This is a genomic window from Mesorhizobium sp. M0174 (assembly GCF_040322275.1).
In the GTDB taxonomy this organism is placed as follows: Bacteria; Pseudomonadota; Alphaproteobacteria; order Rhizobiales; family Rhizobiaceae; genus Mesorhizobium.
In genome coordinates, this window is the sequence record NZ_JAMYTB010000033.1 from 1 (window position 1) to 25,998 (window position 25,998).

Below are 25,998 nucleotides of genomic sequence, written 5' to 3' on the forward strand. Positions count from 1 at the left end.
GCTACTGCACTGACAACGCACTCAGAGAGATTTTTGACTTACTTGATCCCAGGTATGTTGCGATCGTGGCTTACGAGGAGCAAATTATTCTGAATCAATTTGAAAAAATTGCGGTACACCCCGGTGGGTAGGTCCAGACGCATGGCCGATCTAGTACTACAGTTGCAGATGCCGATGCCGTTTGTAGTGACAGATGGTGGCCGCAGCCTGATGTCGTCGTCGCCATAACGACCAGGCGATGATGAAGGGCTTTGTGTCGGTGGGAAGATGAGGATCCGGGCGAGGAGATAGCGGATCTCGGGGACGCTCGGGACGAGCGCAGCCATCCGGATCAGGCGGCGATTGGCTCCTTTGGACTCGTTTCGTTCGGTTTGCTCCATGCGCTGCGGCGAAGATCAGCCGATAGCTTCGAGAGGAATGCCAGGGCGGCCATGCACAGGCTCATATGGCGATGCCATCCGTGCCAGGACTGAGCCTCGCAATGATCAAGTCCGAGATCATCCTTGGCGCCCCCAAAACACTCCTCGATCGCCCAGCACAGGCCGGCCACTGCCGCCAATTCGGCCAAGGAGGAACCGGGCGGGGCGAAGACCAGGTAGTAGGCTTTTTCTCCGGATGTCGATCGCTTGCGGCGGACGAGAAGCCAATGCTCGAAGCCGCCTTGACGTCCAAGGGCGGCGGATGCGTGCCCCGTCGTAGAGCCGAGGGCCTTTGGCGCCTTCACCTGCCGCATGACAGACCCAGTCGTCGGGCTCGAACTCGCCGGCCAGTTCCTCGGGCGAGGTTCCACAAACAGACGATCCCCTCCACGGCGCATGAAGTGAGCGCCTCGAACCGCCAAGACATAGGGCTGCTCGCGAGCTTCCAGCATCCGCGAAGGCTGCTGTCCGCCCAGTAGACAGCGTCGCCCAGAACGTATCACGCGGCGGGCTCACGACCAAAATCCACGGTCGTCGTCGACGGCATGGCCTCCCGATCCGGGTCGGCCTGACGGCAGGCCAAGCGCATGACGGGCAGATCGCCGACACGCTCCTCTCCCATCTCGGCCCGCGCACCATTGTGCTGGCCGACAAGGCCTATGATGCAGACCGCATCCGCGAGCTGATCCAGGACCAGGGGGCCACGCCCAACATCCCGCCGAAGAGCAACCGACGTTGGAAGCCCTGCTTCAGCAAGCGCCTTTACCGAGAGCGCAACCTGATCGAACGCTTCTTCTCCAAGCTCAAGCCTTCCGCCGCATCGCAACCCGCTACGACAAGCTTGCCGCCAACTTCCTCGCCATGGTCCAGCTCGCCTCAATGCGGCTGTGGCTGCGCGCTAATGAGTCTACGGCCTAGCACTACTTTGGCAGATTTTTAGCGGAGAGGGTTCTGCGGCAGTGGGGACAACGGATTGGGGGCGGCTGCGCGAGCGCGGTGAGGATGGCTTGCCTGACGGCGGGTAGGCTCGGTTGGGGCGGCGGGCCGAGGATTCTTTTTTCCCCCTCCCGCTTGTTTGAGGCGGCGAGATTGCAGGAAGGCGTAGGCGATCATCGTCATCAGCGCGTGCCGGTGCAGGCCCGTCCATGAGCGCCCCTCGAAGTGGTCGAGGCCAAGTTCCTCCTTGAGCTGCTGATGCGCCTGTTCGCAGACCCAGCGCGCCTTGATGGCGCCTGTGATCTGCTTGAGCGGGGTGTCGGCGGGCAAGTTGGAGAGGTAGTATTTGCGCTCGCCGGTCGAGCGGTGCTCGCCGATCACCCAGACCTCCTCGCCGGGCAGATGCTGAGCGCCCATGTCGCGGATGCGCTGGGGTGGGCCATCTGCAACCCGGACACGGACAGCGGCGAAGCGCGCCGAGAGGCGGCCTTTGGTGCCACGCCGCCAACTGACCGTCCGCCATTGGGCTTTTTCCAGCATCGCCTGCGCGGTCATCGACTTCACATCGGGGATATGCCGGCGGCGCGGGCGGCCGCGTCCGGCAACCGGGAAGATCATCGCCACGTCGGCGGCATAGACCTTCTGCTTGAACGGGATACCGACGGCCCAGGTAAGGCCGCGCTCGGTGAGCGCCTGCCGGAAGGGGGCGCTCAAACCATATCCGGCATCGGCGAGCACGCAGCCAAAGCGTAAGCCGGCTGCGCGAGCCCGGTCGATCTCGGCCAGCGCGATTTCGGGCTTGGTCCTGTAGGCACGATGGTCCTCGGGCACACCGGCACGGTCGAGCCGGGCGGGATCGGAAGTCCAGCTCTCGGGCAGAAACAGCCGCAGCCCCACCATGACCGGCACTTCGCCAGAGGCCAGCGTCAGCGACACCAGCGTCTGGCAGTTGGCGTTCTTGCCAAGCGCCGAGGCATATTGCGGCGCGACGCCGACCGAGTGGCGCCCCTTCTTGGGGAGAGCGGTGTCGTCCACGATCAGCCACGCATCGTTCCCGCCAACTTGTCTGTCGGCCTCGGCGAGCAGCACCTTCTCCAGCGGCGCAGCATCCCACACGCCGCTCGCGATGAAGTGGTGCAGCTGGTCATAGTTGACGTCTGCATGGCGCGCCGCCATCGGTTGGACGCTCTTGCGATCCCCAGGGCCAATCAGGCTAGCAATATAGGCCGGACACATCCGCGCACGCGTCTTGTGCCTCAACGCCGAGACGAACGGCTCAAGCCACCGCTCCAGATCGAGTTGCCAATCCCTGTTCATGGCCGGCCCCTCCAACAGCCGACCTCTCATGAATCACGCAAAACCGCTCTTGGGAATCCTCAAAACGCTCCCAGAACTAAAAAACTGCCAAAGTAGTGCTAGCAATGTAGGCGTGTACAGTTCCAGTTGCGGATGTTTTTCAAGAGTTTTGCCCACGGCAGCGCCATCAAGTGCTTTGGTCAACATGGCGAGGTCGGCAGGACGAGCGGTGCCTTGGACCGACATTGCATCTCTCCCGAAGAGGGCGAAAGCGCGAGTCCCGCGCCGTGGTGTAGCTGGTGGCATTGGTCGCCGTGCTGTCCGGCATGGGCCGGGCTGAACAGCGCGCCAAGGCTGGTCGATCGCGCTGGCCCGTCATCCTATTGGTGCTGATGGCATCCGCGCCGGCATGGTGATCGAGGGAGCGTTGTGAGACCATGACGATCTGACCGCATTCCAGTTCGGCCAGGCCTGATCAGCCCGCCGGAATCAAGCCAAGCCACGGCGAACCCAATTCGCCGCACCTCTCGGCGCGTCAATACTTACTTGTTGCGATGGAATTTCCCGGACAGTCTGGCAAGCTCGTACCGAAGGAGTTTCTGCCATGACCTCTCTCACCTGCACTCTTGCCGCCGATGCCAACGGAACGTGGCGGGTCGTCTTCGTGCCGGGGGATTGCATCTCTATGTAGAATTCAAGCTACCCCAAGCCGGTTCAGATCCGGTGGACTGGATGAGTGTGGACGACTTCCTTGCCTGGCGCCCAAAAGGCGCGCTCCACAAAAGTGCGCGCGACCGCTTGGTTTCGGTTATTTGCGGGGCGATGAGAGATCCATAACGCAAAAATCCGCTGCACCCGGTGGCACGGCGGGCTAGATCAGTGCCTAGATCTGCCATCAAATCCTCCCTATGCGGCCTCCTGAGGAGCGCGTCAGCCTGATTCACCAGGAATTGAGGGGAAGACGGATGGTTTTGACAGGCGCTTTTGACATGCTGGGCCGACGCACTCCTCGCAGACGTTGATTTGATCATCTTCGTCGTGACGCCAATATAAATTACCAGATCGTATCCTCATGTGATATGGTCAAATCTTGGCCGAGAAAAATTAATAAGAAACAAGGGAGGCCGCGATGAGAGAGTATTTTTCATTTCAGCTATTCATGAGAATGTCGACTGCGTTATTTATTGGTGCCGCTATCTATTCTATCGTTTTCGGGAATACGTGACAGCGCTTCGAGCCCGCAGTTAGACTTTCTCGAGACCAAGTCGCTGACATTTCGCGATCCTGAGCAGTAGCTAGGACGCGGCGGGACGCGCTTCGCGAACTGCTCCGACCTGCCAGCAGATCACTCAGGGACAAAACCACCCTGCGGCGCTAAGTGCAACCCAGTGGAACCATACCCGCGGCAGCTCGTGGCCCCTGGCCAGACGTTGATGTGTCGAGGTGCTGGCTGGTGAAGCCCAGTCTCGCCAAGCCCCTGCGTACTTCCGGCGCGCCCATGAACAGCCTCCACAAAAGCCCTGTACGATGGTTCTCGATCATTGCGATGATTGGCCCCTGATTGATCGCCAGATATGTCCGGGAGTACCAGTTGCGAGGTTCGCAAAACGCGTCGACAAAGCCGAAGCGGCCCCATATGCGGTTTCGAGGCTTGGTCAGGAAACCGCGCAGTGCGCGCATCGCTTCCCCGGGAGCATAAGGGAAACTCGACAGGGCAGCGGACGGGGTGATTACGCCAAAGTCCCTGTCAGGTGCACTCGCGATGTATCCTCGCGGCCCATGGCTCGCGGTCAGACCCCAGCAGTCAGGACCGTATCCCGAATGGCCATGGGGGTTGCGGACGCAATGCCGATAATTGATCAGCGTATGGCGGAGGTTCTGCTGCCAGTAGTCGGCGTACCGGTCACTCAGGTTTCGCGGATCGAGCCCGCAGAAAGAATAATGCGAAAAGAAGAGCGGACCACCAGAATTCATTCCCAACGGCAGCACGATCCCATCATGGTCGCGCCCGTTCAGAAACCCGGGACCACCAGCAAAACCTTCGTGATAGAGCTCCGGATCAATGGGGTGGCGTGCCGATCCCGCCGCCAGCACGAAAGTCAGCAGGCATTCGTTCCAACCCTTGATCGGGCTGCCCATCGCCCAGCCAAAGTTCGGGCTCCAGTGCCACATGAGTTGCCGGGTCCCGCGTGCAAACCAGTTCCATTCGGCCTCTAACAGCAGCGCGTCCACGCGATGGCGGAGGCGCACTTCTTCGGTTGCCGCCCTGACGAAATACTCGCGGGCGCAAATCAGACCCTGAAACAGGAAGGTGGTCTCGACCAGATCAGCGCCGTCGTCCTTGCGGCGGAATGGAATAGTCGCACCAGTGCGCCCATTCATAAAATGCGGAAGAACGCCGTGATAGCGCGGGGAGTTTTCCAGGAAATCGAGCATGCCATGCAAGTGCGATAAAGCTGCGACGCGGTCGATCCATCCGCGTTCGACCGCAACGATGATGGCCGCAATACCAAAACCGGACCCCCCGATCGCCACGAGATCGTTGGCGGGATCGCCTGTGGTCTTTTGCCGGTCGCGGGCAAGACCGCTGACCGGATGCGCGCCTTCCCAGAAATAGCGTACCGTCTGCCGCTGCACGATATCCAAGAGCGCATCATCATCGAGTTCGAGAGTGGTTTCCGGGAGATCGAATGCTTGAAGCGTGCTGGGGCTCATCGAGCCGGTGTTAGCGTCTTGGGCGTTCCAAGGCCATTGATTAAAAATGCCCATGTGGACCGGCCGCGCGCTGTGTGGTGTCAGGCCGATTCAATTCGCGACAGATGCCTGGCGACCCGATAGAAAGAAAATCAAGGGGAAAGAACCCCTGGATCGGCCTGGAAGCCTTTGTTCCACCCCATTGCAAATATCGAAGACGCGCAGACGCTGGCGCAGGCCATCGTCAATACGATCGTCGAACCCTTCCTCGTGCTCGACGAGAGCTTTCGCGTGCTGGCGGCCAACTGCTCCTTCTATCAGACCTTCAAAGTCGACCCCGAGCAGACGCACGGCTCGTTGCTCTACGCACTGGGCGACGGCCAGTGGGACATTCCAGCACTTCACCTGCTCCTGGAGACGATCATTCCCGAGAAGACCGCCATGGACGGCTTCGAGGTCGAGCATGATTTCCCGAATATCGGTCGGCGCACGATGCTGCTCAACGCGCGAAAGGTCCTCTACGACCACAGTTCGGCCGCGACCATCCTGCTCGCCTTCAATGACATCACGGCGCGCCGCGCTATCGAAAGGGAAAAGGAAGAGCTCCTCGGCCGCACCGAAGACCTGCTGCGGCAGAAGGATGTGCTGCTGCGCGAAATGGAACACCGGGTTGCCAATAACTTGCAGATCATCGCCAGCATTCTGCTGCTGAAGGCTCGGTCCGTCACGTCGGATGAAACGCGGCAGCACCTGAAAGATGCCCATCAACGCGTGCTGTCCGTGGCCGAAGTGCAGCGGCATCTCCATGCCTCGACCGGTGCCGACGAAATCGAGGTTGGTTCTTACCTGTCGAAACTTTGCAGCGGCTTGGCCACTTCGATGGTCGGGGAAGCACAGGCTATTGCCGTCAAGGTTACGGCGGAAAATGGAAGAATAGACTCCCAGAAGGCCGTGAGCCTTGGCCTGATCGTGACCGAACTCGTTCTCAACGCCATCAAGCATGCGTTCCCCATGGAAAAGGCCGATGCGCTTATTTTGGTGACCTATGAGACCGACGCTGAGGATTGGAAGTTGACCGTATCGGACAATGGCTGGGGCAAAGCCGCTGGCGACGTCCCAAATGCCGGATTGGGGACAGCGATCGTGGAGGCACTTGTCAAACAGCTTGAAGCACGCATTGACACCGTCACGGGCAATACTGGCACGACGATTGCGATTACCAGAGCGACATTCACGTCGCGGATGCCGAAAGCAGCATAGCTTGGTCGCCTTGCGGATGCTTCAGGCGGTTGTCGGAATTGCGCCTTGAAGATCGTCCCATCGGGTGGTGTAGTTCGAATGTTTCGAAGCCGCTCGCGAGCGGGTGTCGTGGATGTTCCTATTCTCTGTGCTATAGGTTCCTTTTAATTGGAGAAACAACCAATGCAGCGGACCGTGACGGTAGTCGAGAAAATCACGGGCAGGGTGATCGGCGCGTATCCGATCGATCTTTCGGGCCAGGATCACCAGACTTCCGATGATCAGTATTTTGCCAAAGCATTCGAAGCCGCCGTCGACGGTGGCCTCATTACCGATGCTGAAGCGCACGCTGTCGAATTCCGTCTGGAATAGACACTCAAGCCGAGATCCACGCTACTTTCGCTTTCCATCGCGCCTTGGCGCCGTTACGAAAAAACCCCGCGCGATGCGGGGTTTTGATGCGGTCAAAAGCCATATCAAGCCGCGCCAGATGGGGTGAGCTTCACGCTTACGGTGCTCCAACCGATCTTGCCGTCGACCTTCATCGGGGAGGCCGGCTGGATGCGTGGGGAGATCATGCGCTCACTACGCCGGCTGATCGCGAAGCGCGTCAACACTCTCCGCCACGATTGCTGGCTGCCCGTCGTCACGGCGCATATACGACGTTCCGTTCGCCGCCGATCGCGTTCCTATCCACGACAATCGCGTGGTGATACATTCGCGCGATTTGGCGAATGTTTTTGTCGTCAAACTCACCGGGAAACCGGGGAGGTGGTCATGAGAATTATTACCACTCTAGCATGTGTCGCGTTGCTTGCAGGTTGCGCAACGGCGGGCCCCCCAGGGCCCCAAGGGCCTGCCGGTCCACCAGGTCTGCCCGGCAAGCAGGGTCCTAAAGGTGCAATGGGGGCTGAGGGTCCAGCGGGGAAGGACGGCGTCAGCGGTTGGGAAATCACCCACTATGCAAGTGCCAGTGATACAAGCCCAGACAAGTCCGCACAGGCTTGGTGTCCCAAGCCAAAAGTCGTAATAGGTGGCGGTGCCAGCGCGTCAAATTCAAATGCTCTAATTTCTAGGAGCTTGCCGGTTACTTCCCCAGCTCCGGGGTGGGTAGCACAAGCGCATGTAGCCACTACGTCCCCAACAGGTTGGACGCTGACAGCATATGCCATTTGCGCGCTTGTCAAATAGTCGGCGCTTGGCCGGGCCGGTGAACTTGCGTTGTCGCGCCTCTGAGACACAAACGGCGTTCTAGCTAGAGCTACGGTCGCAAAGCTGTTGGCGGCTGGCTTCTTGGGAACACGACGGCTTTTCCGCTCGTTGATCTTTATGCCCTCTACCTCGATTCGCAAAACGGAATACGATCCGGAGCGCAAGGTCCTTTCCGTGTGGTTCGTCGCCAGCGGCAAGCGGTACGAGTTTGAGGGAGTACCGCCGGAGACCTTTGCGGCATTCAAAGCCGCGTTCGCGAAGGGCCGCTACTTTAACGACCACATTCGCAATCATTTCCGCTACCGATTGATTGCGGATGGCAGCGAGCCAGGATGACGGGTCTGTCGGTGGCCGAATTTCGTTCGCCCATTGGAGACATCACCTTTTTTGGCAATCAGTTTTCGCTTCGCCGAGGTGCATTCGTGCTCTTTGGCGGATCTCCCTTGCCGTCGGATCGGCTCCGGCCGCCCGCCCGCCGGAGGGCCTTGGTGGCTTCCGCAACGCCCGCGCGGTCATTGTCGCTGGCCCGGATCAGTTCGGGGACCTGATCCACGGGGATGTCATTCTGCTGCGCGAAATGCTCCACGTCGTAGTCCTGGCTGGACCCCAGGCGGTCTCGGTCACGCGTGCTCTTGTCGTCGGCCATGTGAACCTCATGGTGGAGCTTCGGATCAATGGCAACGTGGGCAAACAGCTTTCGTTGCGGCATCAACGCGGAAATCGTTACGTTCACTCTGGCTAATATAAGCTTTGTACCTAGTATTGACTGGGTGCGTAAAATTGTAAGTACCGGCGCCGGCCGCCTCGAGTTCATTCCGCCGATGCTGCCAACCCTGATGCCCAAGCCACCGTCAGGCGATGGGTGGATTCATGAGATCAAGCTTGATGGCTACCGCTGTCAGATCGTCATCAACGGGCCCGATGACATTCGCGTTTATACCAGCAATGAAGGAAGTTTTGGATATCAATGTGATGCGGCCAGACGGCCGGATGGAAAAGGTTACGATCACTCCATCATCAGGCCCACCTTGGTAGACATAGTAGCCTATCATCAACTCGCTTTTGAGAAGAGATGCGACGCGCCCGGTCGTCCACGGATACCCGTATGTGGAGGGCACTCCTTCCTTGTTCAGACGAACCGATATGCCGGCCATGCTCTGCCCTTCAGCAACAAACATATTGAAGATGCGCCTCACAAGCTCGATTTCGTTTGGCGGGCCGGGCACAAGGAGAACGCGGTCGCCAGCGAGCCCCTTCTGTTCTCCAGGGCCGAGAAGGCATCTGGGCTCGCCATCTTTATCCAGCAACAGTCGCCTGACGCCGTAGGGCACAGGTCCGCCCTGGCTGAATCCGAGACGAGCCTGCTGCAGGTGCGCTCTGGAGACCTTTGCGGATAGCTCGCGGCTGTACTCGCTTGCCATCACCCGTTTCATATTCTTGAGGATCGCAGAGACCATGCTGCCGTCGTTCTCGAATTGTTCGCCGCAATATTCCACCGCGACGCCTGCATCACGACAGAGAAACTCGTAATGAGCGGATTGGTCCGTATCCGGAAAGCGGCCCCAGCGGCTGACGTCAAGGACGAGAATTGCCGAGAAAGTCGTTTGGCCAGTGACGACATCGGCTAGTAACTGCTTCAGTCCGTCGCGACCTCTTATGCTCAGGCCGCTTTTCCCAGCGTCTTCGTAGGTTTGGACGATAGTGTATCCGCGCCGCTCCGCGTACTCCGTAATGGCCATCGCCTGGTTCTCGAGCGAATAGCGTTGATGTTCAGTGGACATGCGAATGTAGGTGGTTACGCCTCCGCGCCGAGCGAAAAGCTCTCTGGTCGGCAACGGACCAGTTGAGCCGTTTACCCGATGACGTCCTTGGCGACATCGGCATCTCACGTGACGAAATCATGTGCGATTTGCGAAGCCGCGCCATCCGTCATGCGGAGGCAGGGGCGGCCGGCACGACGATCCAGCGCACCAGGATCGCTTCGGCCTCGATCCCGAAACGGTTGGCCGCCGGCAGTGGCTACGCCTCGGCCGAGATCCCCTTTGGCTGGTCCACGAGCGCGCGATCGAGCCTTACATCGAGGCTTCGACAAGCAGCGGCGCGCGGATGGGACCTTCGAACGGCACTACACCTGCGACCCCAAGGACTGGATGTTGACCGACGGGAGCTGGGGAGGATCTCAAAATGATCATGTCAGTTGTTAAGTCCCTCGCGCCTGTGACGCTCGGCACCGTGCTGATCGCAATCAGTCCGGCTTCATTGTCGGCTTCTGACGCTCAGGACCTCGCGTTCGCTTACGCTGACATGCCAATCAAACAGCTGAAAGACGTCTATTTGGATTGCGAGCGGGGAGGCCGCCGGTGCGCTGGGGCGCTCCGCATCTGCTGGTTACTGACGATAAGCTGGTCTACCTTATAGTCGGTGCGGCCCCGGCCTTCGGACTGTCAGTTGCGTTCGACCACCACGAATAGCCTCGCTTGGGAGCGTGTTGGCGTTCATGTTAAACCCATCGCCACGGCTAAACCCACGACAAGCGAAATGGCCAGGGCGACAAATACTGGAAGATGATGCATAACGGCTTCGTACCGACCGCCAAGACAACGGTCGACGAACGTTTGGAAACAGTCCCATCACGGTCCCACACATGGCTAACAAAAGGTTAACCATCTCATCGCTAGCGGGCTAGTGGAGAGGAAACTCGCTAGCCGCCGCTAAGGCCCCTCACGTCTCGTCACTGGTTCAGCCCTCCGGCCCCCGTCAAAAACCGAGCGTCCCGGATCATCCGCAACGTCGACAACGCCAAGACAGCCGGCGAGGAGCTGGTGAAGTGGACGAAGCGTGGCCCTGGGTGGGACCTCGCGGTGCGCGTTTGCATGGCCGTATATTCGACGAGATGGAAGCTGAGCAGGCCCGCAAGGCATTCCTGGCTGCTGCAAAAGAGGAGGGGACGTTACTCCCCCAATGGCAACTAGCCAGGAAAGCGGTTGAAATTTGGGAGGGACGATGCGGTCGCGCTCTCCCACGGTGGGTACGTCCTCGGCTATGTAAGTGGTGACCTCGATGAGAGCGCAGCTTGCCTCGATCGCGCGCTCGCTCCCAACCCGAACTTGGCAGCTGCCTTGGGCCTCAACAGCTGGGTGAAGGTTTGCTTGGGCGAGCCAGACAGAGCCGTCGAACACGCCGCGCTTGCGATGCGGCTGAGCCCATTTGATCCGCGCCTGTTCGCTTGGCAGTTCAACACTGGGCTCGCTCATTTCTGTGCTGGCCGCTACGGCGATGCCGTCGCGTGGGCTGGAAGGTCGTTGCGGCACCAACCAAACTACGCGAGCGCGATGCGCGTAGTGGCGGCGGGCCATGCCTGGGCGGGGCGGCTCGCGGAAGCCAGGGAAATGATCGCCCGCTATGCGCGTTCGACCCGGCGCTGCGGCTTTCGAATCTTGCCGACGTATTGCCGCCGTTCCGGCGATTGGACGATCGGAATAGGTATACCGAGGGCCTTCGTAGGGCGGGACTTCCAGAGTAACACGTATCAGTTTAAAGGGCGCCGTTGCGTCCACATTGATCGGGGCGATTTAAGGTGCCCGCAAACGTGTGGATCTTCGCAATGTGGCAGGCACCTCAGCCTTGTTTGGTCCGCGAACGATGACTGCCCAACCGGTTGAGCACGGCCGGGTCTCTATCCCAAATGAACGAGACATGGTCCGATCTCCTGCGGTTTCGGTTGGCACGCCTTCTCAGCGCTTGCTGGTGATCGCAGCTTTGCGGGAAACAAGCGTTTGAAGGCCCGTCGTTTCGCTGGATCGCGGATCTGGCGCTGTTCACGACTGGCTGGTGCAAAAAACCTCTCGATTCCCACTGTCGTTCCAACTGCACATCAAACGCTGACGGCCGAGGTTTGGCCGTCCGGGGCTATCCCGGTCGCGCAAAATCCGAACTCAGGAGTGAATGACATGCAGGACGATACAATGGTCATGGAAAAGGCTTCCATGAAGAAGGCGCCGCGGGAGCCGAGGAACGGCGTTGATACGCCCACCCTTCTGGCCACCATCAACGCCGTCGCGGGCCAGCCGGAGCTTGCCAAGTTCCAGTTCCGTGCCAAAAGCCGGTGGATTGCAGGCACCCACAGCAGCAGCACGATGACCAACTTCTTCGGAGCCGGCGTCGAGCAGTCCCACGTGATGGCCTACCAGGCTGATAGCGACCATCCAGCGGTCCTGTGCGGCGCCGACAACGGCCCGACGCCGGTCGAATATCTTCTCCACGCGCTTGCTTCATGCCTTACAGCCGGTATCGCGAACATTGCGGCCGTGCGTGGGGTGACGCTTCATCAGGTGGAAGCGACAGTGGAAGGCGACATCGACCTTCGCGGCATCCTCGGCATCTCAAATGAAGTCCGCAACGGCTATCAAGGCATCCGTATCTCCTTCAAAATCAAGGGCGATGCTCCTGCCGAGAAGCTCGAGGAGATCGTGATGCAGTCGCGTGCCCGTTCCGCGGTGTTCGACGTACTGACCAACGGCGTGCCGATCTCGGTTGCCGTGAAAGGCTGATCTCTGATCGAAGCAACATCGCCGGCTTCGTCCAGGAAGGGATGCCGCCGGCGATCTGGTGTCCCCGCCATATAAGGGTGCAGATTCCATGCAGCGCACAGATGTGGCCGTCATCGGCGCCGGACAGGCGGGTCTCGCCATGAGCCATTGTCTAAGCGAAAGCGGCATCGACCATGTCGTGCTGGAGCGCGGCCGGATCGCTGAGCGCTGGCGCAGTGAACGGTGGGATTCCCTTCGCCTGCTCACGCCCAACTGGATGACGCGCCTGCCCGGCGGCGGCTATCGCGGTGCCGACCCCGATGGCTTCATGACAACGGCCGAGACCGTCGCATTCCTGGAGAATTACGCGCGCTCGACAACTTCACCGATAGAGGACGGTGTGGAGGTGCTTTCGACCAAAAGGATCGACAGAGGCTTCCGGCTGCTGACCAATCGCGGCCAATGGAGCGTGCGTGCGATCGTGGTCGCGACCGGATACAGCGACAGGCCACGCATTCCGTCAATAGCGAGGCAGATCTCCCCCCGTATCAGGCAGATCGTGCCGCGGGGCTATCGCAATCCTCAGCAACTGCCTCAGGGTGGCGTTCTCGTGGCCGGGGCCTCGGCGACCGGCATACAACTTGCGGAAGAGATCAATCGCTCCGGGCGCCCAGTGACCCTGTCGGTCGGCAGTCATACACGCCTACCGAGGCTTTACCGCGGGCACGACATCATGTGGTGGCTCGACCGGCTGGGAATGCTTGCCAAGCCTGTCGCTGAAGTTCCGGATCTTGATGCAGCAAGACGGCAGCCCTCGCTACAGCTGATAGGCACACCCGAACGCAGGACACTCGACCTTGCCGGTCTCGGGGGGCAAGGCGTTCGTCTTGTCGGTCGAGCGGCTGCCGCTGGCGATACACGCATTCGGTTCAACGGCGATCTCGCCGACACGACCACGGCGGCGGAACGCAGGCTGAGGCGGGTGCTGGCCAAGATCGACCGCGCGGCCGTCGGCGAGGGCCGCTGCCCAATCGATCCGCTTCCCATTCCGAACCTGATTCTGAACGCCGAGCCGACCGAAATCGACCTCATCGACCAGGGTATCGAGACCGTCGTATGGGCCACCGGCTATCGCCGGGAATACCCATGGCTGAAGCTGGATGTTTTCGACGCCCAGGGCGAAATCCTGAACGATGGCGGCGTCTGCCCGTATCCGGGTCTTTACGTGCTCGGCCTCAATTTCATGCGTCATCGAAGCTCCAGCTTCCTTGACGGTGTCGGCCGCGATGCCGAGGCGCTGACGGCGCACCTGGCAATGTTTCTCGCCGCTCCGCACCGAGCCGCGGCCTGACCGCCCAATACAACGCTGGCGCGGCAAAAATCCATGCTGCCTTCAACGATGAGGCACACGGCCGACCCCGACAAAGGTCCCCACTGGCGCCGCAGTCAGCGGCCCGCAACCAATGGAGAAAACAATGAGTGCAATGGTAAATCCATCCGGGTCCCTCACCACAACGCGAGGTTTGCGCGGGGCCGGCGGAACAATGTTGGCCGCAGTCTGGCGTTTCATTCGCATCCACGGGGATCGTCGGCAGCTTTACGAGTTGCCAGACTACATCTTGCGCGACGTCGGCGTCACCCGCTTCGAGATCAACTCGATCACCTCGTTTGGCAGGCGTGATACCAGCCGTCGGATGCGTCCTTCGAAGGAGGAGGAGGGCGGGGCTCGGTGACCGCCGCATCGACGTTCAATGTCTCGCATGAGGCGTGCAACGCACCGCTTGTAATCGCCCTGCACTGTTCGGGCGGCAGCGGACGACAATGGCGCGCATTGTTGGAGCGGCTCGACGACACGTTCCGGTTCAGCGCACCCGATCTGATCGGCGCGCCGGGCGGCGGAACCTGGACTGGTTCCGCCGCTTTCCGTTTGGCTGACGAAGCCGCTGCCATCACAGAAATGATCGATCGCCATGAGGGACTTGTGCATCTTGTTGGCCATTCCTATGGCGGTGGATTGGCGCTGCATATAGCTGCGAAGCGTCCACATCGAATAGCCAGCCTCTCGCTTTATGAGCCCTCTGCCTTTCACCTGCTGCGCGAGCTGGAATCGGAGGGGCACGAGGCATTGGGTGAGATCTTGGGGATCGCAGGCGCCGTTCAAGACGGCCTGATCAACGGCCGTTACCAGACCGCGACAGCTCGTTTTATCGACTACTGGGGTGGGGACGGCGCATTCGCTGCGATGAAGCCGGAACTGCAGGTGGCGCTTGTGCGGTTTCTGCCGAAGGCCAGCCTGGACTTCCAGGCATTGTTCCATGAATCGACGCCAGCAAGCGAATATGCCCGGTTTGCTTTCCGGTCCTGGTATTGCGTGGCGAATTTGCGCCAGTTCCAACGCAGCTCATCGCCCGGGAACTCGTTTCCCGTGTTCCGACTGCGATCGGGGCGATTGTTCCTGGCGCCGGACATATGGGGCCGCTGACCCACGCAAATCTGTGGCGGATCGTTTGGTCCGTGGGATATTGTTGCACGACACCGCACGATCGCGAGCCGCGTGACCGCGACTTGCTTGCCCTAAGGGCAGCGCAAACCTTCGAAGCAGATCCTTGGGTGCGGGGGATCACACCGTAGCGGCTATGCGATCGTGCGCGATTTTTCCGGCCGGGACCTCTGTGTCGGAAAAATCCTCGCGCATCTGCATTTCTGAGTAGAGCCTGCCCGCTTCCGCGAGAGCGGCATCCGCGCTAGCAATTTTACCGCGACGCTTCGCGAGGCCGAGAGCCAACAAGGAGCGGGCAAGCTCCGGCCGCAATTCAACCCGCCTGGCAAGATTGCAGGCCTGTTCGAGCCAGCTAATGGCTGATCTGGGAGGTTTCAGCTCGGCAATACCGCGCAGTACGATGATCTCGCTCCACGGATCGCCACGTCCCCGTGCAAGCTCGAGCGCATGGCCCAGATTGGCCGCAGCTTCCGGCTCACACAGGCGCGCACGCACGCATGCGAGCACCGCGCGCGCGTGACATTCGAACTGGGCAAGATCGAGCCGCTCAGCCTCGGTCACCGCCATTTCCAAGGTGGCGCCCGCGTCGTAGTTGCGGCCGAGCAGGAATTCCGCGTGCCCAAGCATCGTCAACAGCCATGGCCGCAGAAGGATTGATGCGCTGGTCGCAGCTTCGGAGGACCACAACTGCAACGCCTCGACAAGCTCCGGCTCGGGCCCGCGCAGGACACCCACCACACCGGTGAAATAGGCGGCAGCGCAGCTGTCGATCGGGCGCGCCACTTCGGCCGCGACCTTCTGGAGTTCGGCAAGCGAACGCTCCGCATCGTCGAAACGGCCAAGGCGCGCTTCGGCCTGCGCGCGATGCCCCAGGTACCAAACCGCTCGCGCACCGAGCTGTCCGAAACGCTCCAGACGCCAAGCTTTGGTGAACCTCTCCTCATGCGGAACAAGCCGCTCGAGCACCTGCCGCGCCTCGCTGCGGATCAGAAGCGCCTGTGAGGTGGCCAGATCCGACTCGCTTATGCAGCGCTGCACGCCATTTGCCGTGGCGCCGCGCTTGAGTGTGTCGGCCGGTTCCAGCGCCTCCTCGTAGCGGCCATGGGAGCTGTTGAGATAGCTCAAATGGAGCAGCACCTCGGAGATGAGTTGCGGATCGCCCAGTTCCATGGCCAGTTCGCGCGCTTCCAACAGCTGCGGCAGCGCCTTCCGATAGGCACCCAGGGCGCCGTAGGCAGGCCGCATCCGCACCCGCAGGGCTATTGCTTGGGCGAGAGTTTTCGGATTTCGCGGCAACGCGGCGACTGCCTTGCGGGCGCGTTCTAGGAACTGGACGGCGGCGGAATAGGCCGAGCGTTCCTCAGCCCGACCCGCCGCTTGCAGCAGATAGTCCGCGGCAGGTTCCCACGCCTCGGCACGAAGCGCGTGCTCCGCCATTTCCTCGACGTGATGGTTCAGCGATCCGGCATAGAGCGTGTCCATCGCAAGCAGTGCACCCCGATGCAGCCTTTTTCGGTCCTCCGCCAGCAGGGATTCGTAGGCCACCTTGAGCGTCAAGGCGTGCTTGAACGTATATTCCACGTTAGGATAGCTCTGGACCTCGAACAGGAATTCCAGACTCTGCAGTTTGGCCAGGCATGATTCCAGTTCGGCATCCGGCAGCGGCGAGAGCGCGCTCAGCAGCGGATATGGAACATTCTTACCGATAACCGAAGCGACTTGGAGTACCTGCCTTTCCGAGTCACCCAGCTGCTGGATACGTGCGGCGATGAGCGACTGAACCGTCGAGGGGATGGTGATGGAGTCCACCGGCGTCTTGAGCTCGTAGCGGCCCGAATGGCCGACAAGTGCACCGTCCGCAACCAGTCCGCGCACCATTTCTTCCAGAAAGAGCGGTGTGCCCTCGGCCCGCTCGGCAAGTGTTTTCCGCAGTTCACCCAGGCTGGGATCGGATCCCAGTAATTCGGTGAGGAACTGGTCCATCTCGTCCCGCGCGAACCGCTCCAGCCTCATCTGCTGAAAATAGCCGCGGCGGTTCCATTCATGCCGGTACTGCGGCCTATAGGTGGCGAGAAGCATGATGCGGTTGGCGCCCATCACTTCGACCAGCCTGTTGACCACGGCCTCGCTCTCAGCATCGATCCAGTGCAGATCCTCTATAAGCATGGCGACGGGCGAGGCTCGGCTCAAGGCAACCAGAAAAGCGCTCATCGCCTCGGATACCCGTGAGGTCCGCTCCCGCGCATCGAGATGCAGCCACGCAGAATCGTTGACCGGCAGGTCCGCGAGGAATGAAAGCGGCGCCGCATGACGTGGATCCAGGTCCAGTTCCGCCTGCTTAAGGGCAAACAGGCGCTGGGCGTCCGCCAAGCCGTCCTCGCCGCGAATGCCACAAGCCGAGAGCAACAGCTTCTTTACAGTGCCTAGAGCGACCGATGAATCAAACTCCAGACCGCCGCATTCAAGGACAGTAAAACCAGCAACCTCGTCGAGGGAGAGAAATTCGTGGGCAAGTCTCGACTTGCCCATGCCGGGATCGGCGACGATGCCAATGATCTGGCCGTGGCCCTCCCTGACCCGGCGCCAAGTTGCAAGAAGCATTTTGAGCTCAAGCTCGCGCGCCACCAATCCGGTAAGGCCGCGGTTGGCCCTCAGGTGCCAGCGCGACAGAGCGTGGTTCTCGCCCAACAATTCGTAAATACGTTCGTCACGGCCAAGTTGCGGATGCTCCGAATGCGCTAAGCGGTGCATCTGCACATAGCCTCCGGCGGCTGCGCGCGCCCGGGCCGTTGCGGCGATCGTCGCACGGTGCAAGGCACGCATCAGCCGGTTGGCTGCACGCGGCGCGGCGCCGGCCAGTTCAACCTTGCTGGCTTCGCTCGTCCATTGTTGCCGCACGATGACCTCGCCGGTGTCTATTCCGGCCCTCAACCGGGTGCCGCCGTGGGAGAGCTCCTCCACGGCTAGCTTAGCCGCGAGCGCGGCGCGGCACGCAAGATACGCGTGATCCTCTGTGGCGCGAGCAAGGCCGAATGCTGCCGTGATTGTCCCGTCAGCAGACGATGTGATGGTACCGCCATGGCTCTCCACGACCTGTATCAAGCGATCCTCGAGGGGCTGGAATTCGCGGATCGCCACCTCCGGATCTTCTGTTTCGAGGAGATGCATGGGACTGACCACTTCCGCGGCAAGCACGGTTATGTACTGCCGAGAGCGGTTGATTCCCAAGGACGCCGGAGGACCCGCGAGTTGCTGCGTCTGTTCGGGGTCCGCAAGAAAACGACGCGTTTCATCCACAAAGGTTGCGAACGCTGGTTCGTGACCAAGCAGCACGTGATTGGCGCTATCGAGCGCAACGAAACGCGCGCCGGGGATTTTCCCAGCCATTGCCTGACCATGATCGAACGGAATGACGGCATCCCCAATGGCATGCATCACCAGGGTCGGAACGCGAACTCGGGGCAACAGGTCGTCCACATCGATGACGGCGCCTTCCTCGAAGATCCGATGGGCAATCTCCGGCGAGACGGTACTGCGTTGCAGCTCATTGTACCAATTCTTCTGTTCCGGCGTTGCTTCCGGAATGAAGAGGGAGGTGAACATCTGGCGGAATACCGGGTCGTCTTGGCCCCAGCCCTCCTGTATTAGCGCTCCCATGGCTTCGCGACGCGCTATTTCGCGCTGATTGCCTCGTTTGCGCCAGCCCTTGGTAAATCCGCCATACAGCACCATTCCCGCCACGCGCTCAGGAGGCCTTACTTCATACGCGATCGAGACGGCACACCCTTGGGAAATGCCAAGCAGGGATACGCGGCGCAGACCAGCGGCATCGATGATGCTCTCCAAGTCGGCGACCATGGCATCAAAGGAAAGGTCGGCGGGATACCGGTCTGATAGGCCGTTGCCGCGCTGGTCGTAGCGTATCAGCTGGTAGTGCGCGGAGAGGCCCTCGATCCAATGCTTCCACACCGGACTGTCCCATTCGAGCTCGAGATGGGACATCCAGTGGGCGGCCCTCACCAAAGGGGGACCTTGACCACTCAATGCGTAGGCCAGGCGCGCGCCGTCGGGTGTCGTGCACCGGCGGATCTCCTGCGCAAGCACCACTTCCGGCGGAGAAGCAAGCTGCATCTCCGGCGTAGGCAGAACCTGCGTCGAAGTGACGGTCTCACCCGCGGGAGCGATCTGAGTGTCCGTTCTCGTGGCGCTGCTTTGGACCATGGCGGACTGCCGTGCAGCCTCGCTTAGACGGCGGATGTCGGCTCGAAGTGCGCCGTCCTGGGGCTCCAGCGCCTGCAGGTCATGCGCGTACGGAAGCGCCCGAGCAGGGCAATCATCCGCCAGCCGGTCGACGAGCACGCGAAGGATGCGCAGACGCGTCACGTGTAGTTCGTCGGCAGTCGCAATGCGCCAGGCCTCGAATTCCGGACAGCGCGGCAATGAAAGGTCATCCAGGAAACGTCCGCGAAACGCTCGGGCGAGGGCCTCCAGTTGCTCCCGTTCAAGGGCCTCTATGTCGCGAGCGCCGAGACCCCGGAGAGGCGCGATGTCCAGCGTCATTTGGCTGGTGTTCAGGCGAACTGCGTTGCGGTCGGCTTGCAGGATCTCGCCCTGCCCGAGGTCGACGACCTGCCGTATCTTGGAGAGACTCCAGCGAAGAGCGCCGCGAGGATCGTCCGGTACCTCCCAGAACATTTCGCAAAGGCGCTCGCGCCGCTGCGGGCGCTCGACAAGCGCAAGATAGGCCAGCAGCGCCCGCGTCTTTTTCGAACGCGGCAAGGAAACGACCTCGCCATGGCGAAGGACGGTCAGATCTCCGAGGAGGCGAATTTCGAGCGACACTTTGCCGATCCCAGTGCGCCTGCTAAATTAGCGGTAGAATGTATCAAGTTCGTGCCGCTGCCGAAACCGTTCGTTTCAGAAACGCGAGCGATCTGACTTGCTCCTCGCTTCGGGGAGGTCGGCACGGAAAAGTCTACATGAAGCCGAACCGGAAGCGGATGGCGTCCGTGTTGCCTCGTTCTGGGTTGGTAGCGACGATGCGTCTCACGCCGCCGCCCGCATCCATCGGGGCAGCAGGCTGTCGGGATTTGCACATGCGCCGGGTGTGTAGTTTGCGCCAATAGACTCCAGCCGGGCGCCGAGCGTGCCGTCTCGCCATGCTGCAAGTGTATCTAGGCAGCCACCGAGATGCTCGCCGCCGACAAAGACCTGCGGAATTGTAGGCGAGCCAATCCGGGCTCTCAGGGCCTTTCGGATTTCTCCGTCCAGGCCGATCTTCTGGAATTCCGGGGTATCGATGTCGATGGACTTGTAGGCGATTCCGGCACGATCGAAGAGCTTTCTTACCGTCCAGCAGAATTCGCACCATGTCAGAGCGAACATGACTACCGGGTGCTCCAAATCATTGATCGCCTCATCAATAAACTCATGCGCCAACGGATCGATTTGGATGTCGTTCGCGGGCGCCGATGACAGCGCGAAGGATGGCGGCCGGTCGAAGCGGTAGCCGGGTGTAGAGTGAGAGATCGCCTCCTCGGCCTCCGACATTTCGTCGCTGATATGATCGAACAGGATCGTGCTGAGATACCGCTCGCCTGTGTCAGGCAACATGCAGAGCACGCTCTGGTCCGGGCCGGCGCGCCGAGCGATTTCCAGTGCCCCGCTCAAGGCTGCTCCGCCGGAGATGCCCGCCAATATTCCTTCTTCCTTCGCAAGCCGGCGTGCGACTTCTAGGGCGCTGGCACCTGAAACGGGCAGGATCTCGTCCACAAGGTTGTCGGCCATGGCATTGCCTACAATTTGCGGAATGAAATCTGGGCTCCACCCCTGCATCGGGTGTGGCCGGAAGCGGGTGTGCGCTCGTGTCGGCAGTCCGTGGTCGTCAAAGCTTTGGGGAATGCCGCTCGACAGCAGTGCCGAATTATCGGGCTCGCACACGATGATTCGCGTTTGCGGCCGCTCGCGCTTGAGCACTCGCGCCACATCGGCAAGAGTTCCGCCGGTCCCTGTGCCGGTGACCCAGTAATCGAGTGGACGGTCCTGAAAAGCCGCGAGAATTTCGAGCGCTGTCGTGCGGGCATGAATATCGGCGTTGACGGGCGTCTCGAATTGCCGGCAGAGGAACCAGCCGTGCGTTTCGGCCAGCTCGATCGCCTTGGCCAGCATGCCGCTGCCACGCTCGACGGCAGGTGTCAACACGACCTTGGCACCGAAGAAGCGCATGAGCTTGCGGCGTTCGAGGCTGGCGTTTTCCGGCATGACGATAACAAGAGGATAGCGTTTCGTGGCGCAAACCATGGCGAGCCCAATGCCTGTGTTGCCACTCGTCGCCTCGATCACGGTCTGGCCAGGTCGAAGTAATCCAGAACGCTCCGCTTGTTGGATGACGGCGGCGGCAAAACGGTCCTTGACCGATCCGCCAGGATTGAACGCTTCGATCTTGGCATAGAGCGAGGCGGCGCCGTTGTTTATGCGCGAAAGGCGCACGACCGGCGTGTCACCGATCGTGTCGAGAATGCTGTCGTGGATTGGGCTCATCTCAGTTGGTCCTTGTTTAGCGACGGCGGCATTCCGTCCCTTTGATCTCTGAAATTGGCAGGAAAGCCGAGGTTTGCAGCGTTTGACCCAACGTGGAATTCAGCGATTCCAACGCTTGAATCAGTGGCCCACTGCAGGATCTGGAAGTCCGCCGCCGCATGGGGCCAGCGCTCTCGCACCGAACGACGCCAATACAGCCAGCACGGCCAGATTGGCTGCGCCCGCGGCAGATGCAATTAGGAAAGCGGGCCTATAGCTGCCGAAGTGGTCATAGACGAAGCCGCCGAAATAGCCGGCCATGCCCATGCCTACCCAGGCGATCAGCATGACAGTGCCGAGTGACTGGCCAAAGCGTTCGGCTGGCACAAACTGGCGTACGCAGAGGATCAGGCAGGTCATGTTTCCAGCAAAACCAAAACCGAAGACTGCCGACAGCACCAAGAGGCTCAGCTGCTGGTCTAGCGCGGGAAAAATCGCAACGCATGCCGTCTGAATGAAAGATGCCAGTGCATAGGCAGCAAGGTTGCCTGCCCGGTCGGCGAGGAGCCCGAATGCGATCCGCCCGGCGGCGCCGAACAGCATCGCGATCAACAGGCTGAGCGATCCGACATCCGAAGATCCGCACACGGCCGTGACGAAGCTCGTGAGGTGCATCAGCGGGACCCCCATGCAGGCGCAGCAGAGAAAGGCTGCCGCAGACAGGAGCGCCACGGGAGAAATCCGGCCACCTTGGAAAGCTGGCTCTGTTGAAAAACGCACGGGGACGGGAAGAACGTCGCCGAGGGGCGGCCTTTGAACCGCAGGCAGAAGGATCGCCAGCGCAGCCATTGTCGCCGCCGCCATCACCGCATATGCGAAGCGCCAGCCGACGCCATCAATCAAGGCATTCGCGGCGTACGGCAGTATGCCTTGACCTAGGGCTCCTCCTGCTGTGACGGTCCCCACGGCGAGGCCCCGGCGGCGGTCGAACCAGAGCCCGGTTACCGCAAGTACCGGCGCATAAAGACAGGCAAAGCCGAGCCCGCCCAGCGCGAAATTGGCGGCATAGATCTGCCAGAGCGAAGTTGCGAAGGACATCGCGGCAAGCGCTATCACCATACCTGCCGAGCCGATGAACAGCAGGTTTCTGGTATTCAGGCGATCGGACAACCGGCCCCAGAACAGCCCGCCCAAGGCCATGCCGACGCTTGACAGCGTGTAGGCAAGGCTAATATCGGCTCGCGACCAGCCAAACTCCGCCTCAAGCGGCCTGATAAAAACGGATGTCAGCGCGAGGCTACCAAATCCGAACGCCATGGCAGTCGTAGCACCGGCCGCAGCCAACAGGCCGCGCAGCCGCATTGTGTTATCCCGAACCTCGCTGTTTCCAGCCGCTGGTGATTGACGATTCGACATGTTTCTGCCCTCAGAACATCTTCGAAGCTGTCATCGCCCAGCGGTATGGAAGCAGGCGTGTGCATCAGCGTAGAAACTCCGGACCCGGCCGTGGAAACGGCCCACTTTGGACCTGCAATCTACCCGACAGGAGGGGCTGATACCGAGATCAGGCCTAATCGAGAATGGTAAATCCCCAGAACCAGACGAGGCGGACCAGTGATCGGATAGCCGGCGCCGTCTGACAGACGTTGCAGATATGCGGGCTCTGATGTAATTTAGCACTTGATCAAGTGAGAAATATGCCCGCTGCCGCGACGGCTTTTCTCCCTTTTTTGTCCCGGCAGATTGCATGCTCTCTAACGGACCTGGCTACCCCATGCGGTGTTCTTGTGGTCGCGAGGTAACAGCGTTTATGGGGTTGCCATGCTCCGACTTTGCGCAATCGTCGCAGCCTTCCTCCTTGCGAGCTTCACGACTTTTCACGCTTGCGCCGACCGAAGGGTCGCTTTTGTCATCGGCAATTCGGACTACCGACAATTCCCCGCGCTCAAGAACCCGGTCAAGGATGCCGAGGACGTGTCGAAAACATTTCGACTGGCAGGATTCGAGGTCTTCGTCGCAAGCGATCTGACGAAGCTGCAATTCGAAGAACAGTTCCGCAATTATCTTGCCGCCGTTGACGGCGCCGACCTTGCGGTCGTCTACTATTCCGGTCACGGTTTTCAAATCGGCGGCGAAAATTTCCTGATCCCGGTCGATGCCTCCTTGAAGGAGGCGGCGGACATCGAGGTCCAGGCCATCAAGCTCAACGATGTGCTGGGACAATTGCGTTCGAAATCGAAGATCCAGGTGATCATCCTCGATGCCTGCCGCAACAATCCGTTTCCGCGCAAGAACTACTGGCTGAGAGACCAGCTCATTGCCACCGGTAACGCCGGGCTCGCCCAGGTCAAAAGCTCGCTGAACACGCTGATTGCATTTGCCACCGAACCCGGGGCGGCGGCGTATGACGGGGCCGGCGAACTCAGCCCGTTTTCGGCGGCGTTTTCCCGTCGCGCGCTAGCGCCTAACCAGGAAATCCGCACCGTAATGGCGGCGGTACGCCGCGATGTGGTGGAAGCTACAAACGGCCTCCAAGTTCCCTGGGAGAACTCATCACTGATTGACGAAGTCGTGCTGATGCGCCGCAGCAGTCGCCCCGCACTGCCGCCGGTGCTGGAGAAGGTCGTGCTGTCGGGTGTTGGACCCGTCGGCTTGGGTCTGCCCGAACCGGTAGACATCGACGGCGGCACGATCACCCTGAGCATTGAAAGACCGCCTGCCCTGGGGCGCCTGATGCTGGACGGCAACCCCGTCAGGGTGGGCGTGCCGATTCAGGGCAAGGACCTCCCGCGCTTGCAGATGGACGTTCCCAAGGGTGTCGCTGCGCAGGAAGAGGTGGATATGCTGGCCTATGCCACGCATGACAATTGGGGCGGTCAAACCCAGGGCATTCTGGTGTTTCGGGTCAAGAGCGGCAAAGGCCCACAGGGTAAACAGATCATGGCCTCGCTCGAGGCCGAGCAGAAGCAGAAGGTATTGCAGCGTGGCATTCATATCACCGGTGCGGCAGAAGCGATCGAAAACCGCGACATCGATGTTCCCATGGGCGTCGGTCCGGTCTTCCTGAAGCTTGACTTCCCGACCGAAGATCCCGCTGTCACGCTGAAAGTTTCGAAATATCCGACAACGGGAACGCTCTCGCTGCCCGATCGAACCCTGTCGCCCCAGTCGAGCCTGATGGCCGCAGAGGTCGATCGACTGCGCTACGAGCCACAGATCGGCGCCGAAGCAACGGTCGAGGTCGGCTTCGAGATTCGGGCGGACAGCAGCTCATCAAAGCCAGCCACGATGAAACTCTCGCCAATAGTCGATCCTTGCGATACGGCTGCCGGCGAACCTCTGGACCTGCAAGGCGTCGTCCCCGGCCTGCTCCCGAACGAAATTGGCGCCAGCGCGGTAGAGCTTTGCGAGACCGCCGTGAAGGCTTATCCCGACGTTGCGCGCTTCCGCTATGAACTTGGGCGCGCGCTCCTTGCGGCAGGCAAGGTCGATGAGGGCAGGACAGCCATCGAGCAAGCCGCCAAGAAGGGACACGTACGTGCCGTGTTCGAGCTAGGCTACATGTATGCGACCGGAACCGGAATGGCCGTCGACCGCGCACAGGCCAACGCGCTTTACGCCGCTGCGTCCGACAAGGGGGATCCCTACGGCATGACGTCGTGGGGTCGCGCCTTGTTCAATGGGTATGGCGTCAAGCCCGACACGGCCAAGGGCTTGGACCTGCTGCTCAAGGCAGCGGCGATGGGCCATACCTATGCAATGAACGATCTGGCCGCGATCTTCACCGAGGGCCGCAACGGCGTGACCGCTGACCAAGCCCGCGCCGTTGCGTTCCTGCAGGCCGGCGTCCAGCGGCAGGATATGTATTCTATGAACCTGCTCGGCCGCAATTACTTGTCTGGGCAGGGCGTTGAGAAGGATCCGAAGACGGCGCTGGCGCTGTTTCAGCAGGCAATCGATCTCGGCCAGCCCTATGCGCCCGGCAGCCTCGCACGCATGTATCGGGACGGTGTCGGTGTGGAACGGAGCCTCGCGGAAGCGCAGCGATTGTTCGAAATCGGGATCGCACGGGGTGACCCGTTCGCAGCTTACGATCGCGCGGCTCTCGAAATGCAAAAAGGCGACAAGGCCGATCAGGGTCATGTCGTGCGTTTCCTTGCGTTTGCGGCTGCGCTCGATGTGCGCAAGGAACTGCCGGACGCCCAAAGAGCGCTGGCAAAGTTCGGTCCGAAGCCAAAAACAGCGGCCTTGAAGCAGCTGCGCCAGGAACTGAAATCGAATTTTCCCCGGTCGGGTTCACTGGACACGCAACTGGTTAACGCGGCCAGACGGGCTTGGGAAGAAGCCAATCCGCGTCGGGACTTGTTTTGACTGAGGAGGAGGCAATGGCAGGCAGAGTATTGAAACAGGCAATACTTGGAACAGCGTTATCCGGCATCATGGTGGGCCTCATGGGTTGCACCTCCCTGGTCCCTAGGGTTGAACCGACGCCGCTGGTCGCCACGCCCGCGCCAAAGGTTCTTCGCAGAGTTCCCCCGCCAAAGGTCGTCCGCAGGGTTGCTCCGTCAAAGGTCGTCAAGCCTGCTCCCAGGAGGGCCGCCAAGAAAGTGATCATACCGGTTGAGGAGGAGCCTGTTCCTGCGCCTGTGTTCAT

The 25,998-nt window shown here is 60.8% G+C and carries 14 protein-coding genes and 3 pseudogenes; 8 read left to right on the forward strand and 9 right to left on the reverse strand.

Features of this window, described 5'->3' with window-relative positions:
- Window positions 1-331 precede the first annotated feature (331 nt).
- Window positions 332-918 (reverse strand): annotated as a pseudogene (locus NKJ13_RS29700) (IS701 family transposase); the annotation flags it as partial.
- Here NKJ13_RS29700 and NKJ13_RS29705 point away from each other — a divergent pair.
- Window positions 919-1,337 (forward strand): annotated as a pseudogene (locus NKJ13_RS29705) (IS5 family transposase); the annotation flags it as partial.
- 18 nt (window positions 1,338-1,355) lie between these two features.
- On the opposite strand, the pseudogene NKJ13_RS29710 reads toward NKJ13_RS29705, so the two are convergent.
- From NKJ13_RS29710 to NKJ13_RS29720, 3 genes and pseudogenes are all read right to left on the reverse strand, one after another.
- Window positions 1,356-2,709, reverse strand: a pseudogene (locus tag NKJ13_RS29710) (IS701 family transposase).
- Window positions 2,706-2,897, reverse strand: coding sequence for a hypothetical protein (locus NKJ13_RS29715; protein ID WP_352509273.1), 192 nt, complete (start codon window positions 2,895-2,897; stop codon window positions 2,706-2,708). The pseudogene NKJ13_RS29710 and the gene NKJ13_RS29715 overlap by 4 nt, the downstream one beginning before the upstream one ends.
- A gap of 1,128 nt (window positions 2,898-4,025) precedes the next feature.
- The gene (locus tag NKJ13_RS29720) at window positions 4,026-5,420 is read right to left on the reverse strand and encodes a glucoamylase family protein (RefSeq protein ID WP_352779222.1); all 1,395 of its coding nucleotides are present in this window, start codon (window positions 5,418-5,420) and stop codon (window positions 4,026-4,028) included.
- Between the two features lie 114 nt (window positions 5,421-5,534).
- Between NKJ13_RS29720 and NKJ13_RS29725 the strand changes: the two genes are divergently transcribed.
- From NKJ13_RS29725 to NKJ13_RS29735, 3 genes are all read left to right on the forward strand, one after another.
- Window positions 5,535-6,605 carry a sensor histidine kinase gene (locus NKJ13_RS29725; protein WP_352779225.1) on the forward strand — a complete coding sequence of 357 codons (1,071 nt, stop codon included), beginning with the start codon at window positions 5,535-5,537 and terminating at the stop codon, window positions 6,603-6,605.
- Window positions 6,606-6,767: 162 nt separating this feature from the next.
- The gene (locus NKJ13_RS29730) at window positions 6,768-6,956 is read left to right on the forward strand and encodes a hypothetical protein (RefSeq protein WP_352779228.1); all 189 of its coding nucleotides are present in this window, start codon (window positions 6,768-6,770) and stop codon (window positions 6,954-6,956) included.
- 906 nt (window positions 6,957-7,862) lie between these two features.
- Window positions 7,863-8,132 carry a KTSC domain-containing protein gene (locus NKJ13_RS29735; RefSeq protein WP_352509278.1) on the forward strand — a complete coding sequence of 90 codons (270 nt, stop codon included), beginning with the start codon at window positions 7,863-7,865 and terminating at the stop codon, window positions 8,130-8,132.
- A gap of 58 nt (window positions 8,133-8,190) precedes the next feature.
- Here the strand turns inward: NKJ13_RS29735 and NKJ13_RS29740 are convergent, their stop codons facing one another.
- Window positions 8,191-8,442: a hypothetical protein gene (locus tag NKJ13_RS29740; protein WP_352691954.1), complete on the reverse strand. Its 252-nt coding sequence runs from the start codon at window positions 8,440-8,442 to the stop codon at window positions 8,191-8,193.
- A gap of 205 nt (window positions 8,443-8,647) precedes the next feature.
- The gene (locus tag NKJ13_RS29745; protein WP_352779231.1) at window positions 8,648-9,577 is read right to left on the reverse strand and encodes a recombinase family protein; all 930 of its coding nucleotides are present in this window, start codon (window positions 9,575-9,577) and stop codon (window positions 8,648-8,650) included.
- Window positions 9,578-11,746: 2,169 nt separating this feature from the next.
- Between NKJ13_RS29745 and NKJ13_RS29750 the strand changes: the two genes are divergently transcribed.
- The 3 genes from NKJ13_RS29750 to NKJ13_RS29765 all read left to right on the forward strand — a co-directional run bounded on the left by NKJ13_RS29750 (window position 11,747) and on the right by NKJ13_RS29765 (window position 14,807).
- Entirely contained in the window at window positions 11,747-12,346 is a 600-nt protein-coding gene (locus tag NKJ13_RS29750; protein ID WP_352509282.1) for an OsmC family protein, read from the forward strand.
- An 88-nt stretch (window positions 12,347-12,434) separates the two neighbouring features.
- A complete protein-coding gene (locus tag NKJ13_RS29755) occupies window positions 12,435-13,676 on the forward strand; it encodes an NAD(P)-binding domain-containing protein (RefSeq protein WP_352509283.1) in 1,242 nt (413 codons plus the stop codon).
- Between the two features lie 483 nt (window positions 13,677-14,159).
- A complete protein-coding gene (locus NKJ13_RS29765) occupies window positions 14,160-14,807 on the forward strand; it encodes an alpha/beta fold hydrolase (protein WP_352779234.1) in 648 nt (215 codons plus the stop codon).
- Window positions 14,808-14,945: 138 nt separating this feature from the next.
- Here NKJ13_RS29765 and NKJ13_RS29770 read toward each other — a convergent pair whose 3' ends face one another.
- The 3 genes from NKJ13_RS29770 to NKJ13_RS29780 all read right to left on the reverse strand — a co-directional run bounded on the left by NKJ13_RS29770 (window position 14,946) and on the right by NKJ13_RS29780 (window position 22,760).
- Complete coding sequence (locus NKJ13_RS29770; RefSeq protein ID WP_352779237.1) at window positions 14,946-19,667, reverse strand: alpha/beta fold hydrolase; 4,722 nt, start codon at window positions 19,665-19,667, stop codon at window positions 14,946-14,948.
- Between the two features lie 204 nt (window positions 19,668-19,871).
- Entirely contained in the window at window positions 19,872-21,365 is a 1,494-nt protein-coding gene (gene cysK, locus NKJ13_RS29775; protein WP_352779240.1) for a cysteine synthase A, read from the reverse strand.
- Window positions 21,366-21,485: 120 nt separating this feature from the next.
- The gene (locus NKJ13_RS29780) at window positions 21,486-22,760 is read right to left on the reverse strand and encodes an MFS transporter (protein WP_352779243.1); all 1,275 of its coding nucleotides are present in this window, start codon (window positions 22,758-22,760) and stop codon (window positions 21,486-21,488) included.
- 405 nt (window positions 22,761-23,165) lie between these two features.
- Between NKJ13_RS29780 and NKJ13_RS29785 the strand changes: the two genes are divergently transcribed.
- The gene (locus NKJ13_RS29785; RefSeq protein WP_352479183.1) at window positions 23,166-25,715 is read left to right on the forward strand and encodes a caspase family protein; all 2,550 of its coding nucleotides are present in this window, start codon (window positions 23,166-23,168) and stop codon (window positions 25,713-25,715) included.
- The last annotated feature ends 283 nt before the right edge of the window (window positions 25,716-25,998 follow it).